General features: G+C 61.6%; 12 protein-coding genes and 1 pseudogene. 2 read left to right on the forward strand and 11 right to left on the reverse strand.

Annotated elements, in window-relative coordinates:
* The 3 genes from LQG66_RS17825 to LQG66_RS17835 all read right to left on the reverse strand — a co-directional run bounded on the left by LQG66_RS17825 (position 1) and on the right by LQG66_RS17835 (position 4,499).
* Positions 1-1,989: an AMP-binding protein gene (locus tag LQG66_RS17825; RefSeq protein ID WP_231327487.1), complete on the reverse strand. Its 1,989-nt coding sequence runs from the start codon at positions 1,987-1,989 to the stop codon at positions 1-3.
* A 204-nt stretch (positions 1,990-2,193) separates the two neighbouring features.
* Positions 2,194-2,841 carry a hypothetical protein gene (locus LQG66_RS17830; RefSeq protein WP_231327488.1) on the reverse strand — a complete coding sequence of 216 codons (648 nt, stop codon included), beginning with the start codon at positions 2,839-2,841 and terminating at the stop codon, positions 2,194-2,196.
* 1,145 nt (positions 2,842-3,986) lie between these two features.
* Complete coding sequence (locus LQG66_RS17835; RefSeq protein WP_231327489.1) at positions 3,987-4,499, reverse strand: S26 family signal peptidase; 513 nt, start codon at positions 4,497-4,499, stop codon at positions 3,987-3,989.
* Between LQG66_RS17835 and LQG66_RS17840 the strand changes: the two genes are divergently transcribed.
* Positions 4,468-5,355, forward strand: coding sequence for an SAVED domain-containing protein (locus tag LQG66_RS17840; protein ID WP_231327490.1), 888 nt, complete (start codon positions 4,468-4,470; stop codon positions 5,353-5,355). The genes LQG66_RS17835 and LQG66_RS17840 overlap by 32 nt on opposite strands.
* Positions 5,348-5,677, forward strand: a complete 330-nt coding sequence (locus tag LQG66_RS17845) for a phospholipase effector Tle1 domain-containing protein (RefSeq protein ID WP_231327491.1) — start codon at positions 5,348-5,350, stop codon at positions 5,675-5,677. The genes LQG66_RS17840 and LQG66_RS17845 overlap by 8 nt, the downstream gene beginning before the upstream one ends.
* Before the next feature lie 534 nt (positions 5,678-6,211).
* On the opposite strand, the pseudogene LQG66_RS37425 reads toward LQG66_RS17845, so the two are convergent.
* The 8 genes and pseudogenes from LQG66_RS37425 to LQG66_RS17885 all read right to left on the reverse strand — a co-directional run.
* Positions 6,212-6,361 (reverse strand): annotated as a pseudogene (locus tag LQG66_RS37425) (IS630 family transposase); the annotation flags it as partial.
* 149 nt (positions 6,362-6,510) lie between these two features.
* Entirely contained in the window at positions 6,511-7,818 is a 1,308-nt protein-coding gene (locus LQG66_RS17855) for a glycosyltransferase family protein (RefSeq protein WP_231327492.1), read from the reverse strand.
* A 63-nt stretch (positions 7,819-7,881) separates the two neighbouring features.
* Positions 7,882-10,218 carry a xanthine dehydrogenase family protein molybdopterin-binding subunit gene (locus LQG66_RS17860; protein ID WP_231327493.1) on the reverse strand — a complete coding sequence of 779 codons (2,337 nt, stop codon included), beginning with the start codon at positions 10,216-10,218 and terminating at the stop codon, positions 7,882-7,884.
* On the reverse strand, positions 10,211-10,684 hold the full coding sequence (locus tag LQG66_RS17865) for a (2Fe-2S)-binding protein (RefSeq protein ID WP_231327494.1): 474 nt from the start codon (positions 10,682-10,684) through the stop codon (positions 10,211-10,213). The genes LQG66_RS17860 and LQG66_RS17865 overlap by 8 nt, the downstream gene beginning before the upstream one ends.
* Positions 10,685-10,699: 15 nt before the next feature.
* On the reverse strand, positions 10,700-11,557 hold the full coding sequence (locus tag LQG66_RS17870; RefSeq protein ID WP_231327495.1) for an FAD binding domain-containing protein: 858 nt from the start codon (positions 11,555-11,557) through the stop codon (positions 10,700-10,702).
* Positions 11,558-11,614: 57 nt separating this feature from the next.
* The gene (locus LQG66_RS17875; RefSeq protein WP_231327496.1) at positions 11,615-12,445 is read right to left on the reverse strand and encodes an inositol monophosphatase family protein; all 831 of its coding nucleotides are present in this window, start codon (positions 12,443-12,445) and stop codon (positions 11,615-11,617) included.
* Positions 12,446-12,467: 22 nt separating this feature from the next.
* Complete coding sequence (locus LQG66_RS17880; protein ID WP_231327497.1) at positions 12,468-13,514, reverse strand: aldose epimerase family protein; 1,047 nt, start codon at positions 13,512-13,514, stop codon at positions 12,468-12,470.
* 43 nt (positions 13,515-13,557) lie between these two features.
* A complete protein-coding gene (locus tag LQG66_RS17885) occupies positions 13,558-15,489 on the reverse strand; it encodes an FAD/NAD(P)-binding protein (protein ID WP_231327498.1) in 1,932 nt (643 codons plus the stop codon).
* Positions 15,490-15,591 lie beyond the last annotated feature (102 nt).

The raw sequence follows: 15,591 nt of genomic DNA on the forward strand, positions 1-15,591 counted from the left end.
TTAAAGCGGCTCTGACAAGGGCAGATCGGCAATGGCGCGAGCAAGTTGTCTGACGGAACGGGCTTGCCAGATCAGCCTGAGCGGAATGTCTCGGTTCACCCGCTCGCCTAGCACATTTGCCAGTATTGCTCCTTTCAAGGAATCCATTCCAAGTGTTGCGATGGAAATAGGAGCATCCGGACTTGGCACTGCGTGTTTTCCATTGTCCGCCAACCATTTCAGCAGGAATGCTTCCATATCGGCCACGGTCGCTTCAATGGCAGGTGCCGGCACTGGTATTTCAGCATCGATTTGCCGTGGCGGAACATTCTGGCGCGAAGATTCGAATTCACCGCGTAACAGCATCCCTTGACAGGCCTTCCTTTTGACCTTGCCACTGGTCGTTTTCGGAATGGTGCCGCGTTTAACCAGAATCAGGTCAGCAAGAAGAATTCCATGATTTTCCCGCACTGCCGCCCTGGCGCACTGCTCCGCCGATTCGATCGCATGCAGGCTTGCGCCTGGTACCAGCTCATGCAGCGCCACTACCGCTTCTGTACTGTCTGCCTCCTGCCTGCCCACCACGGCGCCCGTCGAACCAAGACACTGGTGAGACAGCGAAATCGTTGTCTCGATGTCATTCGGATGAATGTTGCGGCCTCGAATATTGATGATGTCGCTGAGGCGCCCAGTAACGAACAGCTGTCCATCGTGCAAAAACCCCAGATCGCCGGTACATAAAAATGGTCCAGTACCATCCGCTAATATCCCACCAAAACTGTGCTGGCTGGCCTGATCATCATTCCAGTAACGCGTGGATATGCTGAGTCCTCTTACCCATATTTCTCCTTCACGGCCATCGGGCAGCGGAAGTCTGCGCTCGCGGTCAATGATTCTCAGCAGCAAATCTGGCAGCGGCGTTCCGCAAGAAACGACCTGTCTTTCGTCGCCTGGCGCTGCATGCGTTCTCCACAGCATCGATGGAGCATCTATCGTCACTGCCAGTGTCGCTTCGGCCAGACCATAGGCCGGTGTCAACGCGTTGGGGCTCAGCCCATAAGGTGCAAAAACAGCATTGAATTGTTGCAGAGTGTGCTCGCGTACTGGCTCCGCTCCGGTAAGAGCCGTTTGCAGACATGTCAGGTCCAGTGGTCGAGCGTGCCGCTGGCGGGCGCACAAATCGTAGGCAAAATTCGGCGCCAGGGTTACGGTTGCGCGATACTCGCTGATTGCCTCCATCCACAGACCTGGATTCGCCAAAAAAGCGGTCGACGGCATCAAGGTTAGCGGGATCCCCTCAAAGAGAGGCTGGAACACAAGGCCGATCAGCCCCATGTCGTGATACAGCGGAAGCCAACCGAGGTAGCTTTGACCGGGCGTGGTACTGAGCCTCGTCCGCGTCTGCTGCAAACACACCAACAACTGTTGATGCGTGACTACGACTCCGCGGGGAAAGCGTGTAGAACCGGAAGAGTACTGGAGCAGCGCGATGTCGGCGCCTTGGCTTGTGGAATTGAAAGCAGGAAGTACGGCGATATCAAGTGCGCTTTCAGAGTCAGCATCGACCCATGCCATTGACGAGAGCACGCTGCCAGCCAAGCCACCAGGGAGCCCTTCCCTCCGGAACCCCGCCGAAACAACAGCCGAGGCCTCACAATCGCTGGCGATTCTCTCGACGTGGCCAAGGGCACTTTCCGAGGACGGCGTTACGGCAGGAACCGGAACGAGACCGGCAGCCATTGAGGCCAATACAGCAAGGGCAAAATACTGGCTATGGGGACCGACAACAAGTACACGAGCGCCCGGATTGATTTCGCGGGACAAGCGCCTGGCAAGCTGCACTATTCGTTGGGACAACTCCGCCGCCGACCATTCGGCAACTACGGCTCCTTTGCGATTGAGATAACGCAATGCGAGAGCCGCGGGTTGGCGCTGCGCATTTAAAAGCACGATGTCCGGCAGCGTTAGCGCCGGCCGATCGCTACTGATGGGAACAGGTGTATTACCCATTCGCCGGATGACGGACAGGACGAGACGAGCACGATGGAGAAAGTGGAATCAGCAGAAAGGCTGCAACTTCCCTCCCTGATGTCAACTCCACCTGTAATCCTGACAGGAAGCTACGAACGCCGCGCCAAGGACCGGCTGACAGCACTCGCGTCTGCCTGATGACCGCCATCCACGTGTGCATCTTGAGGCTTTCTCGGCGACCTCCTAGACGAGCTTCCGGTATAGCACCGTCGATATGCTGGCAATTGAGGCCGTGAACGTCTTCGCCAGCTCAGGGCCGGCATTGGCCAGAACGGTCCCCAGCGGATCATCGATCTTTTGCAGGTCTCCCAGTGACTTCAGCGGGAATTGCAAGGTTACGACCGGGCCCTTCCCGCCTCCGATCGTACTGGCGTAAACATACACCTCATGTTTATGCAGCCCGCCCAGCTTGCCAAGCAGATCCAGATCAGTGCTCAAGACACCATAGGTCGAAAGTTTCAGATTGATGTTGTACAGGAAGGCCGGGGCTGCGGCAGGCTCTTTGGCGTGAACCTTACTTGCTCCCGGTTTGAAGGTATGGAGGCTGGTTGTCACCGAACCGACAAGTTCGTGAAGATCCAGCTTCGCTGTTTCTCCTGTCTGAAGCGGGTGTTTGAAAGAGTCGAGCGCTGCGGCGCTATCGAAAGGAAAGATCCATAATACTTCCGGGCCACCAGCGACACTTCCATACACGCTACTCTCGCCGTTAAATCGACTGTGTATTTCTTCGAGATTCAGAAGATCTGTCCCGCAGGGTGCACCTTTCGGGGTAAGAATGAAATGGGTAATCAGCTGCCATTTCCGTCCCAGGATTGTTGCTGTCTTGGCCAATTGACACCCTCCTTAGGTTAAGTATTGTTTCTACAATGGTTGGTCCCAAAAAAGAGATTGGCGCTTGAGGCGACTACACGTGTGACATCCCCAGCGGTCGATGTCGGCGGAGCGCTGGCTGAAATAGCTATAGCGCACAAGATCGCGGCGACCGCGATAGACTGGATTTCATCGTTCACTTACCGACGCCCTGAACGTCATGGCTAGCGGACATCACACTGATTGCCCGCCGACGATGACATCATACTTTGAAGGCCTGCCATCTGGCAGCGACGGAGCGAAACAAACTTGCGACATCGGGGATCTTCCGGCCACCGACGATAAAGTCGCGAAGGTTGTAAACGACGCTCGATACTACGTCAAGTAAATTTGCCCACTAAGTTTTCGCCGCGAGCAAAAGCGCGGCACGCGCCCTGACCGGCCAGCACCGGAGAGCCCAAGCCATGTCCATGGCTTGGCGTTCGCACGGCGATGCTCTTTTATCTTGCCCCGAAACGTCGCCAGATTCCGACTGGCTCTCTACAACCCTATTAGTTCGCACATTCGCGCGTCATGTCGTACTCCAGGCGGTTCTGGAGAAGAAACGGCGATCGCGAAACAAGCCGAGAACGTTTGCTGCCATCAATGCGCGCGGCGTCCGACGGAACGGCAGGTTGGCAGCCGCCACGAAGCCCAACTGACCGGTATGGAAAATGTCGCGGTGTGGTTCGCCACCAAAGGTCGTGATTGATAGGACAACAACGTCCAACTGATTTTATGACCAGCTGAATTGGCTGCAAACAAATAGCCGGAACGGGAGCAAAATTCCGCCGCGCGAGTTGTTTTCCAGCTCGCTCGATATGACCGTGGCGGAACACGATTCCGCGATCTACGTCGATCGGCCAACGACTCGTTTCATGATCAAATCCGACGCCCGGCGTGCGCCCACGGTGCAAGGCACAAGCGCTTCGAGGGTTGGGTTGCCCGGCCCGCCAATCGACCGCGACTTGACATGCGGCGGTGTCAGTCGCGCCCGAAGCCACGCCGGAGCAAGCGTTAGCACTCGTGCTAACACTGGTCAGCGCTGCCAAGCGCCCGTGCGCCGTGGCAGCGATGCTCCAGATCGAACGGTTCCTTGGCAAACCGAGCGCAGATCGAGTGCGTCATCATGGCTTCCTGGTCCGCACCGGAACTGCACGTCCGATGACGTCCGACGTCGCAGTTAGACCAAAATATCGGCCGTCCAACGAGCTGTCCGACTGCCAGTTCATGAGGAAGAGCTCGCCATCGCCAATGATCCGGCAGCGCCGCCAGTCCGGCAACGGCCGGCCGCGGCTGTCGCTCCCTCGCGCGACGCCGACCTCGACGCCATCGACCGCGATTGCATGATGGCTTCGGCAAACGGTCTGGCCGAGAAGAGCGAGAATGCGCTTCAACATCGGCACGCCATTCGGCAGATAGCCGCCATCAGCCAGCCATTCCGCGAGTGCCCCCCGCGGCAGAACCACGACGAGCTCGGTGACGTACCATTGACGGACCTGCTGCACCGCATAGAGCCCTAGCGGCACGCTATCGGACGCGTTCCACATAAGCAGCGGACGAGGTCTGAACAGTCCAGCTCCGATCAAGAGCGACGCACCGGCAAACATGGCGACGACAATCGGCAGCCGCCTCGTCATGGCATCACGCTCCGGCGATGCAGCCACGCGCGGTGCCGCAATTGCGTGTATCCGCGAGACCTTCAGGCAGCTTTGCAAAGATGAATCGATCCTCGCCGAGATCGCCGCGGCGGCGGCCCCCTACCTGCCTGTGGCCATCCGCTCGTTCCTGGGGCCGGCATCAGACATCGTGGGCACAACGCCCGAGAACACGCTGATGCTGACCGATTCATTCCGGCAGCGCTATCTCCGCGACGACGTTGACTGGCAACGTGACCTCCGCCCGCAAGTCGAAGATTTCCTGCGTGCCAAAGTCCCCCAAAGCTCGTTGCTGCGCCTGATACTGGACGCCCACGTATCGGTCGCCTTCATCGCTGGCGCCACGTTGGATGTAAAATCCGGCGTTTCGATTGAACTGGTGCAGAAGGGCAGAGTCGGATCTCGCGTGTGGCGTGCGGACGACGGTTCCGAACGCGAAGCGCAGGCGTTCGAACTCGCGGAGCACAAGCTCGGCGACGGACCGGAGATCGCGGTCGCCATCAGCATCGCTCAATCCGTAGAAGCCGCCGCCCGCTCCTACTGCGCGGCGTCGCTACCGAACGTCGGTCGCCTAGTGGTTTTCGCGCTCGGACCGAGCCAACGCGCCGTGCTTGGGGGCGGGCACGCTGCGGCGCTCGCGGAATCCGTGGCGAACCATCTGCACTCGATCAAGCGAAACGAGATCGACGTCATCACGCACGTCTTCGCAGCTGCGCCGAATGCGCTGGTCTTCTATCTTGGCCAGCAGCACCAGGCGATCGCTCCCTGCATCAGTTACGAATACGATTTCGACCGACGCGGTAACAAGAGCTATCAGCCTTCGACGATCGTTGACTGATCCTGCTGCGGCAAGGAGGACAAATGAAACGTCTTGCGATCTTCCTCGACGGCACCTGGAATACGCTGAACAACAACACGAACGTCTGCGGCTGAAGTCTCCGACCTCCGATACCGCCGACCAGCGCGTCTACTATTCTCAGGGGGTTGGCACCCGACGCGGCGAATTTTGCGCGAGGCGCGTCACCGGGTGGGGCATCGATGATGAGATTATCGAAGCCTACGCTAGGCTGATCCAGAATTTCGACGACGGCGACGAGATCTTCATCTTCGGTTTCAGCCGCGGCGCGTATACAGCACGCAGCCTTAAGTGCTTGATTTGAATGGCGCGCCCGAAACGATTCGAACGTCCGCCCCTCAGATTCGTAGTCCGAGGGCCGAGCACGCGAAGTCGCCCAGTGGCTGGAACTTGTGGAGGAACGTTAGGCCGGAGAACGACGCCTGTCCTGGATAGCCCGCTGCCGTCCGTCAATGCTTATTCGACGGATATTCGACGACCTTGGCGATCAGCACGCTAAATCGTTGATTTATTGGCGCTCCCTAGGGAAGAGAAAAAAGACTAACGAATCAAGGTGTTTGCCAGTTTTCTAACCCTGAAATCTGGCACGGAGCCACAATGACTATTTCGACGATTGGCAAACAGGCGCGCTCCGCACAGATCAGCAATTTTCGCTGCGAACCGCTGCCGGCAGATCCGGCTCAGGTCCTGACTGTCTCCGGACGATGCTCAGACTGTCGCGCCTTGGCCGCGCCCTCGGTTCCATCGCTCTCCAGCCCTTCCGGACGCCTCTGAAGTGCTTCAAAGGAGATTGGTGAGGACCCAAGGCCGAGCCTAAAGCATGATGGCATTGAGTTTGGTAGGCTGAATTTTTGAGGTAATTGAAGCATTCTTCAGCGGTGAAGGCGTCGAGAGCTTCGGCAATCGCGTCGCAAACAGCATCGACGGTTCGCGCTGCAGCTTTGCGGAGAAGGTGCTTGAGCTTGGCAAAGACTTGTTCGATCGGATTCGGGCATTTAGCTGGCGCCCTCGATCACCGGCTTCGTCGGCGGACAGTTCGGCCTTGCGGCGGTCTATATCGGCGTGGCCGTTCTGATGGGCGTCATCAGCCTGTTGGCGGGCTGCCGATGCGGCCAGGCGCACCGCTGGCCGGATATCTCACACGATCTTGGCACAACCGCTTGATTGAGCTTGTGTGGCTCGCACTTTGGAGGCTGTGACCATCGTTGCCAGTGCAGACCGAATCCAGCCGTCGACCTCCTCGAAAGGCATCTTGAGCTGTTCCTCTGCGGTTAGGCGGCGGCCATTGGAGGTCACACCACCGGCAGCGACCTCGAGGACCTTCCTGATGTTTTCCTGCGTCCAAAGCTTTTCCCGGACCAGGCTGGCGACGTGTTCATTGTGAGCCAGCTTGTACTTTTCGATCACATAGACGAAGCCGTGCAGCTTCTGCCACCACACGTTGACATTGGTGAGCGCGATCCAAGTCGTCTCGCTGTCGGAGTCTACCGAAACGATGGGGACAATCGCAACCGGCGCGCCGCTGGTCTTTAGATAGCCGACGATGTCAAAATCGACGCAGAAGTCGAAAACGTCCATGCGTTCGAGCAGGCCGAAGAGATATTCCCGTTCGAACATCTTGAACGGGCAGGTGACGTCCCCGAGAAGCAGGTCGAAATCCAGCAGTGCGTGGACGCGCTTCAAGATGTAGTTGGCGTAAGATTCGCTCTCGCGCGTCGTCTGCCATTCGGAAATGCGCGTGGCCCGGCGGTCGCCGATCGCCGCCTTTTTCCCTTTGCCCACCAGTTCGTGCAGGAAGAGCCCGATCTGGCCCAGATGATTACTGTTGTCGCAGTCGGTGTACATGACATAGTCGTGCCCGTCCTTCGCGGCCTGCTGCATGCCATGGAGGATCGCCCCGCCCTTCGTCGAGGACGTCGCGCCGTCGAGCTTGGACAGGGGCAGCTCCGGGGACGGCAGGGCGTTGCGGAGCTTGAGCAGGAAGATATTCTTCCATCCTGCCTCGTCGACGATGGCCTGTGCGACCTCGAGGCTTCCGTCGGGACACTCGTCGTCGACGATGTAGATGCTCCAGGTCACCGGCGTGTCGCGGAACAGCCACTCCAGCTCCGCCACCTTGGCGCGCAAGGCGTCTTCGCCGGTCGGATTGTCTGCGGAATACGGCTGGAGGCGCCGAACCTCCTTCCACACCGCAAAGACGATGCCGATGCTGAGCTTCCGGTCGATGGTCTGGATGAAGCGCCGCGCCTCCGCCAGGAAGGCGACGAGTTCGGCGAGCACTTCGTCGCCTTTGGCGACGCCGAGGATGGATGTCCGGTCTGTGATATTTTCGGCTACCAGCAGATCGGCAACGCGGAATGCGTTGGCGCGATAGGTCCAGGAGCTCAGGAACCGGACGACATAATCATTGTCCGGCACGATCTTGGCGGTCTTTGTCGCGGCCATGTCAGTTCTACACTCCAATCCGGCGATCCATCGCGATTGCTCGATGTGCTGTGCGAAGGGCGACTAGAACGGCGCGTGCCGCAGATCGAGTTCTTCCGTCCTGTCGAGCATGAGGCTCAGGACACGTGGCGGGGTCAGCGGCAGTTCCTGGACCCTCTTGCCGGTGGCGTTGGCGACGGCGCAGGCGATGGTGCCGCCGACATTCAGGATTGGCACTTCGCCCGCTCCCTTTGTCCCGAACGGCCCCATCGAAGGGGCGCCTTCGTGCAGCGCAATCTCCACGGGGACGACGTCCTGCGCTAGCGGGACCCTGTAGCTTCCAAAGCCCGACTCGGCGATCTGCCCTTCGGGATTGATGGTCACCTCTTCGTGCAGCGCGTAGCCGAGTCCCTGTGTCACGCCACCCTGAATCTGGCCGTGAATAGCGCTCGAGTTGAGCGCCCGTCCGACGTCCTGCACCACCCGATAACCAAGGACCTCGACATGCCCGGTATCCGGATCGATCGCGATTTCACATTCGTGGACGGCAAATACGGGAATGTCGACAGAATCCAGGAAGTGACCCGCCGCGCAACCCATCATGGCGGGAACTCCTGCGCGAGTGAACGAGCCGCTGCCGGAGATCGGGCCGCTTACCGCTTGGGCATGCTCGGCGATCCTGGCGACCGAGATGCCCCCGCCAGCCCTCCCGACAATTTCCACATGGCCATTCTTGAGCACCAGGTGTTTGGGGCTCGTCTGGAGCATCTTGCTCGCGACCTCGAGCAGCTTCCGACGCACCTCGTCGCATGCGACTGAGGCGGCCGCACCGAGTGACACCGTGGTCCGCCCGCCCCCTACGCCCACGTCGAAGCCCGCCGCATCGGTATCGGCGGCATTGACCACGACATCTTCGGGGCGGATGCCTAGCTTGGCCGCAACGATCTGCGGCAGGGATTGCATCATGGTGCCCTGCCCGATCTCCACCCCGGCCGTCACCAGCGTGGCGCTGCCATCGGGATTGAGGTTGACGGTGGCCGCGGAGGGCCCGACAAAGACGAACCAAGTTCCCACCGTGGTCGCCTTGCCGTAGAGGCGCTCCCCGACCTCGGCTCGCTTGGATGGCTGGGAGCGGGACATTGCTTCCATGCGGTCCAGCATCGGCCCGAGGACATTTCCCTCGAAGACCTGCCCCGTCGATCCGATGTCCCCGTCGCCAAGCACGTTGCGTTGCCTGAACTCCAGCGGGTCCATGCCTATGGCGCTGCAGATTTCGTCCGTATGACGTTCGAGTGCGAAGACGTTGTAGACCCCGTTGCAGGCGCGGAACGCCCCATTGGGGGCGGTGTTCGTATAGACGGCGCGGCTGGTCATCTTGACGGCGCCGAGCCGATAGGCCGATCCAAGCGTATGCGCGGTCATCGTCGTCAGATAGATTTGCTCGCCGCCATAGGCGCCACAATCCATCAGCACCGTAGCCTCGCGGCCGACGATATCTCCCGCCGGGGTTACTGCTGAACGGATGTGGATGTCGGCGTTTTCCCGGCACGGGCAGGTCTGCAGTTCTTCCTGTCGTGAGTTGATGAGGGCGACGGACCTCCCCGCCGCGCGCGCAAGCGCGGCCGCATAGGGCTCGATCGAACAGCCGTACTTCACTCCGAAGCCACCACCGACGGGCGGCACGGTGACACGAACCCGGGAGGGAGGAAGACCGAGTGCACGCGCTGTCACGTTCTTGACGGTCCAGGGCGCCTGCGTCGAGGCGACTAGGTGAAGCCTTCCGTCCTCATAGGAGGCGATAGCCCCGCGCGGCTCCAACTGCATGTGGCTCTGCCGGCCGACCCGGAAGCTGCTTTCGATGACTTCAACGTCGCTGCGGGCGAAGGCCGCTGCTGCATCTCCGCGTGCAACCGTCGCCTCCCAGGCGATATTGCCGCCCCGCCTGCCGCCCTCAGCCTCGAGCAGCACTTCGTAGCGTTTCCAATCCCGGTGTACGAGGTGCGCATGGTTGGACAGAGCCTCGGCCAAGGTCAGGACCGCAGGCATCGCCTCGAGCCTGACGTCGATGGCAGCCGCCGCTTCCCGCGCTTGCAAAAGCGTATCCGCCGCAACGGCGGCGATCGGCTCACCGTGATAGCGTACAACGTCGCTCGCAAAGAGAGGCTGGTCGGCAATGCCGATACCGAACCTGCCGGGCGCGTCCTCTGCGGTGACGATAGCCCTCACGCCGGGCATCCTGCGCGCGACGGACGTGTCGATGTTCACGATCCGCGCCGACGGCATGGTTGCGCGCAGCACGAAGCCGTGCAGCATCCCTGGCCGTACCTGATCCACCATGTAGCGGGTGCGTCCACGCAACTTGTCCCGGGCGTCACGCCTCGCGAAATTGACCACCGCAGCCAGGGTTTCTGCCTCAGACATTTGCGCGCCTCTCGTTCCCCGCAAGCCTCAGCGCGGCATCGACGATGCGTTCGTAGCCGGTGCAGCGACAAACGTTGCCGCAGAGGCCACGCTTGATGTCGTCGCGCGTGGCCAAAGGCTGCTGTGCGAGCAGGTTCGTGAGGCTCATGACGATGCCGGGAAAGCACATGCCGCACTGGACCGCGTCTCCCTCCTCGAGGGCCCGCTGCAGGGGAACGAGCTCGCCTCCATCGCCCAGCCCTTCGATGGTCAATACGCTCTTGGCGTCGACCAGTCCCACCGGGGTCAGGCAGGAGTTCACGGGCACCCCGTCGACGTGGACCATGCAGGCGCCACAGAAGCCTTCCCGGCAGACGTCCTTGGCGCCGGTCAGGAAGAAGCTGTCGCGCAGAACATCCAGGAGCGGCGTCACCGCGTCTCCGTCGAAACTGCGCTCTTCGCCGTTCACCTTGATGCGCACCGCCATGTCTCTCCGCTCCGGCTAGTGTTGTTGCAGCGTTGCGAAGGCGCGACGCACCAGGGTCGGCAGCACCTTGACGCGATACCATCCGGGCACCTCGGGCCCGTCCCGACCGACAAACTCGTCGGCCAGATCGAGGGCAAGCTGGTGGATGCGCGACGCATCGAGCGGCAGGCCCGCAACCGCCCGTTCCAGGCCGCGCCATCGCCGGGCGACGGCGTCGACCGATCCGACGGCGATGGCGGCGCCTCGCATGTGACCGTCTGGCCGACTTTCAACGGCAACACTGACGATCGCCACTGGATAATCGCCGGCCTTCCTGAGCGGCAAGCGCGCATGGGCGGATGCAAGAGGGCGCCGCGGGACCAGCACGGACACGAGCAGATAGGCCCGTTCGAGCATCTCCCGAAGGGCAAGGAAGGCATCGAGGCTCAGGAGCTGGCGACCTTCGGTCGTCAATATCTCGACTTCGGCATCCAGGCAAAGCAGTGCCGGGACCAGGTCGGCGGCAGCGAAATCTGCCGTACACAAGTTGCCGCCTACGGTTGCTGCCTGACGGACGGCAGGGTTGGCCGAATCTCCGGCCGCCGACACCAGTCCGCCCAATTCCGGAATCGCCTGTAGTTCGCGTACGAGCCGGGCGTGGGTGACGGCACTACCGATCCTCACATGGGCTTGGGTGACCTCGATGCGATGCAGTTCGGGAATCTGCGCAAGCGAGACATAGGCCGGCTTCATCGGTTCCTGACGGAATGGCGCCCGCATGATCCATGTGGCTCCGGCCATGACCGCCCCGCCGCCACCCAGGTCCGAAAGCGCGGCAAGCGCTTCCGCAGCCGTCTCCGGCTTGTGCAGACCGGTTCTCTGCTGACCTTGCATGTCTCCTCCAGGCGATTGCCCGTGCATTGGCGATTGCGGCGTCTCCGCCGCTGACCTTCAGGCGGGTTGCCACAGGTCGTGTTGAAGGTCGATGGCAAGCAGACGTGACGCCGTTTCGGCGGCAGCTGGCGCGGCAGCCAGGATCGCCCCGTCCTGCGCGCCGCTTTCAATGAAGCTTTCGATCACCCCGCCCGCCTCGCGCACCAGGACCAGCCCGGCGATCACGTCCCAGACGCTGGTACGAGCGTCGGCATAGCCGTCCAGCCGACCATCAGCGACCTGGGCGAGCATCATGGCCGATGAACCGAACCGCCGGTACTCGCAGCCATGTTCGAGGATGTGATTGATCTGCCGAGCGTGTGCTGCAACGCTCTTGCCGCGGGTGAAGCCCACGCCGAATACGGACTTGCCGGCCGAGCTCTCCATGTTCACGGTGATGGGCTCGCCGTTGCGCGTCGCGCCCCGACCCGCCGCAGCGCTGTAGAGTTCGTCCTTGACCGGATCGTAGATGACGCCCAGCACCGGCTGGCCCTCGATCGCAGCCCCGATCGAGACGCACCAGCTCGGGCGATCGCGCATGAAGTTCGAGGTGCCATCGATCGGATCAAGCACCCAGACGATCCGTTCGCCCTCCCTGTCGAGCCCGAACTCCTCGCCAAGGATGGCGTGATAGGGGAAGGCTTCCTCCAGGCGCTTCCGAATCAGCAGTTCGACGGCCTTGTCGACCGCCGTGACGAAGTCTTGCGGGCCCTTGGTTTCGATCTCGAGCGGCTTGTTCTGACGCAGATATGACAGAGCCAGGCGGCCGGCCGCCTGTGCTGTTGCTTCCGCAACAGCCTGCATCAGTACAAGGGTCTGCTGATCCTGGTTCGTGAAGGAAAATCCCATCTTGCTCGCCCTTCGTTACGTGTCACGATGCGCGGAAACGATACTCCGTCACCTGCCGATAGGTGTCGCCGGGTCGCAGCACGGCGTCGGAGAAGTGTCGATGGTTGGGGCTGTCAGGGTAGCGTTGCGGCTCGAGGCAGATGCCGCAATGCTTGCCGTAACGCGCGCCGTCGAGGCCGACGGCCGGCCCCTTGAAGCTGCCGCCATCGTAGAGTTGGAGGTGAGGCTCGGTCGTGAAAACGTCGAGGGCCATTCCCGTTCGTGGCCCGAACAGCGTTCCGGCGTGGACCAGATCGTTTCCCGGCAAGGGTTGCCGCCGCAACACAAAGCCAATGTCATAGGTGACGTTTTCCGGATTGCGCAGCGGTCTTTGCCGGTGGAAGTCGAATGGCGTACCGGAGGTCAAACGGATTTCGCCGGTCGGAATGAGGTCGTCGTCGACCGGCGTGTAGAAATCCGCCTCCGCCACGAATTCATGGTCGATGGCGTTCGGCACAGCAGCGTCGGCAAAGCCGGCCGGCAGTTCGAGGTTGAAGTAGCCATGGCTCGCGAGGTTGCAGAGCGTCGGGGCATCGGTCGTTGCGGCCAGTTCAACCTGCAGGGTCGCCGGACCAAGCAGACGATAGACGCAGCGAACGTCGAGATTGCCAGGAAAACCGGCGTCGCCATCCGGAGAGCGCAGCGACATCGCCACCGACGATGGATCATGGGCTTCGAGCGTCCAGGGCCTCCGGCTGAAGCTCTGACCGTCGCCACCTCCATGCAGCGTATGCTTGCCGTCCTGATTGAGAGGCAGTTGGCAGACCCGGCCATCGAGGTCGAAACGGCCGTTCCTGATCCTGTTGGCGAAGCGCCCCGCAATCGCGCCGGCATAGGCCGTGTCGGCGACATAATCTTCCAGCGTGTCGTAACCGACCACCACCCTTTGCCGGCCCCGGGCTGTGGGAATCGACAGGTCCCGTACGACCGCACCCCATGTCAGGATCCTGGCCTCGATGCCATTGTCCGAGCGCAGAGTGATCTCGTGGATGTCGCCCCCGTCGACGTGTCCAAAAACCCGATTCTGCATCTCCTCCACCCCTGTTGTTGCTTCGCCGTCAGCGCTGTTTGCGTCAGCTCAGATACTTGTTCGGGCTCCGCGTAGCGCCCCCTCTGGTCTTTTCGCTGCCCCGCTCATCCGGCCCCGGATTGCTCGGGACGAGTTTTTCGATGGCGACCGTCGCGATCGCGTCGGCGTCGTCGATGAATTCGTCCCAAACGCCCGGCTCGATCACGCCGACATGGAGGAACCACCTGGCAGCCTCGGTCGGTATTCCGAGCACGTGGATGCGGTCTTTGACCTCGCCGTCCCTGGTGACCGGATGGAACGGCTTGGCGGTGACTTGGACGCCGCCGGTTCCCATGAAGCTCCTCAGCAGTCCGGCATCGGCCAGGCTGCGAATGGCGGGATTGTCGTCGACGTCGACATTCGGCGCCGGCACATACGCGTCGATGAGGACATCGATGTCCGCAGTGTAGTTCGCGACTGCATCCGACGCGGCGACGAAGCCTGCCCCATCCTTCGCGCGAAAGCTCGCACCTGGACCAAGCAATTCCACCAGACCGCTTTCGATCAGCGCGAGCAGTTGCTTGGCCCGTGTCAGGGAAGGCCCGGTCGAGAGGAAGGCGATGGTCGGGCCGATCCGGGTGATGAATTCGTGGTGGGACGTGTGGGTCAGCCCGCCCAAATCCACGGCCTTGCGGATATGCGGCCTGATGAAACGCAGAACATTGAGAGCGGCCTTGACCGGATCGGTGAACTCACCCGTCTCGGAGCGGGCGACGTCCTCGCGAACCAGTGCAACGACCGCCCGCCTGAACGCGTCCTGGCTCGGGAACGACATGCCCCTGAACGGCGCGGCGATCGCTTCGAGGTCGAGCAGACCTTCCACACCGAAGGCGTGAGCCAGCTCCGACATCAACGGCATGATGGTCGCGGTGGAGACGTCGCCCGCGTCAAGCTGCTTGCAGAAGCTGTCGAAGCGATCGGGCTCGAGCGTCTTTTCCATATAGGCGAAGTTCACTTCGGCCGTGAGCCAGGGCAGGTAGCTGGTGCGGAAGCATGCCGGACCCTCGGCACGAATCTTCGCAATGCGTGTCTCGGTGAAGAACCGCGGCGCAAAGCCGAGCCCTGCGGGACGATCGTCCCTGCCGCGCATGGGCAAGGGGAAACCGCTGCGCGATCCGGCCACGATCAGCCGCGGCTCGCGGCCGCTTCGCACGTATCGGACATTCCCATCGTCGCCACGAACAAACCGGCCGCCACGACCGAGTGTTAGTTCCGACAACACGTCATAAAAGGAAAGGCCGAGCCCCCTGAGGCCGATGGTCTGCCCCGACAAGTCCGGCGGGAGAGACAAACCGCTTTGAAAGGTCTCGAGCACGTCGAAGGCGGTCAGGTGCCGTGATGATGGCGTTGAGTCCCGACTCGCCGATGTCGCCTTGCTGAGAGGATAGCCTGAACAGACGACGAGACGGTCGACACGGAGACTGTCGCGCCCGGATTCGAAGGTCAGCACATACTCGCCGGCAAGCTCGGCGATGTCAGTGACCCTGTCCCGCACCCGTTCGATGTGCATCTGCTCGGGCAGGTTCAGTTCGACCACGTCGAGGACGAACTTCAGGTACTTCCCGTAGAGCCCCCGGGGTGCCAGTCCCGCAGGACCGGGATAGTTGACGTCGATCTGCCGCCACCATTCCATGAATGTCGGTCCATATCCCGCACGCCAGGCCGCTCCGTCTGGCGGGTTCGGGAACATGGTCACGTTCTTGCAGCGGGTGTTCATCAGCAACCAGTCGGGCTGATCGGTGCGCCACAGGCGGCCGCAACCGACCTCCACGCTGTCGATCGCATAGACCACCAGGGACCGAAGCGTTGAGCGCTCCGCTAGCCTGCCGGCGAGCCTCTCGATCACGGAAATTCCGCGCGGCCCGGTGCCGATGACGGCGATGCGCTCCGGCATCACACTCCAGCGGTCCGTCGTCTCCGACGGCATGTTGAGCATCGGTTGTATCATCGGCACCTCATCCCGAGCAGCGCCTGCCGCTCCAGCGGTTTTCCGAAAGAGGATGGCGGACATCGAAGCCGGCCGGGGCCGGCCCCCTGG

The sequence above is a fragment of the Bradyrhizobium ontarionense genome, assembly GCF_021088345.1.
Lineage (GTDB): Bacteria > Pseudomonadota > Alphaproteobacteria > Rhizobiales > Xanthobacteraceae > Bradyrhizobium > Bradyrhizobium ontarionense.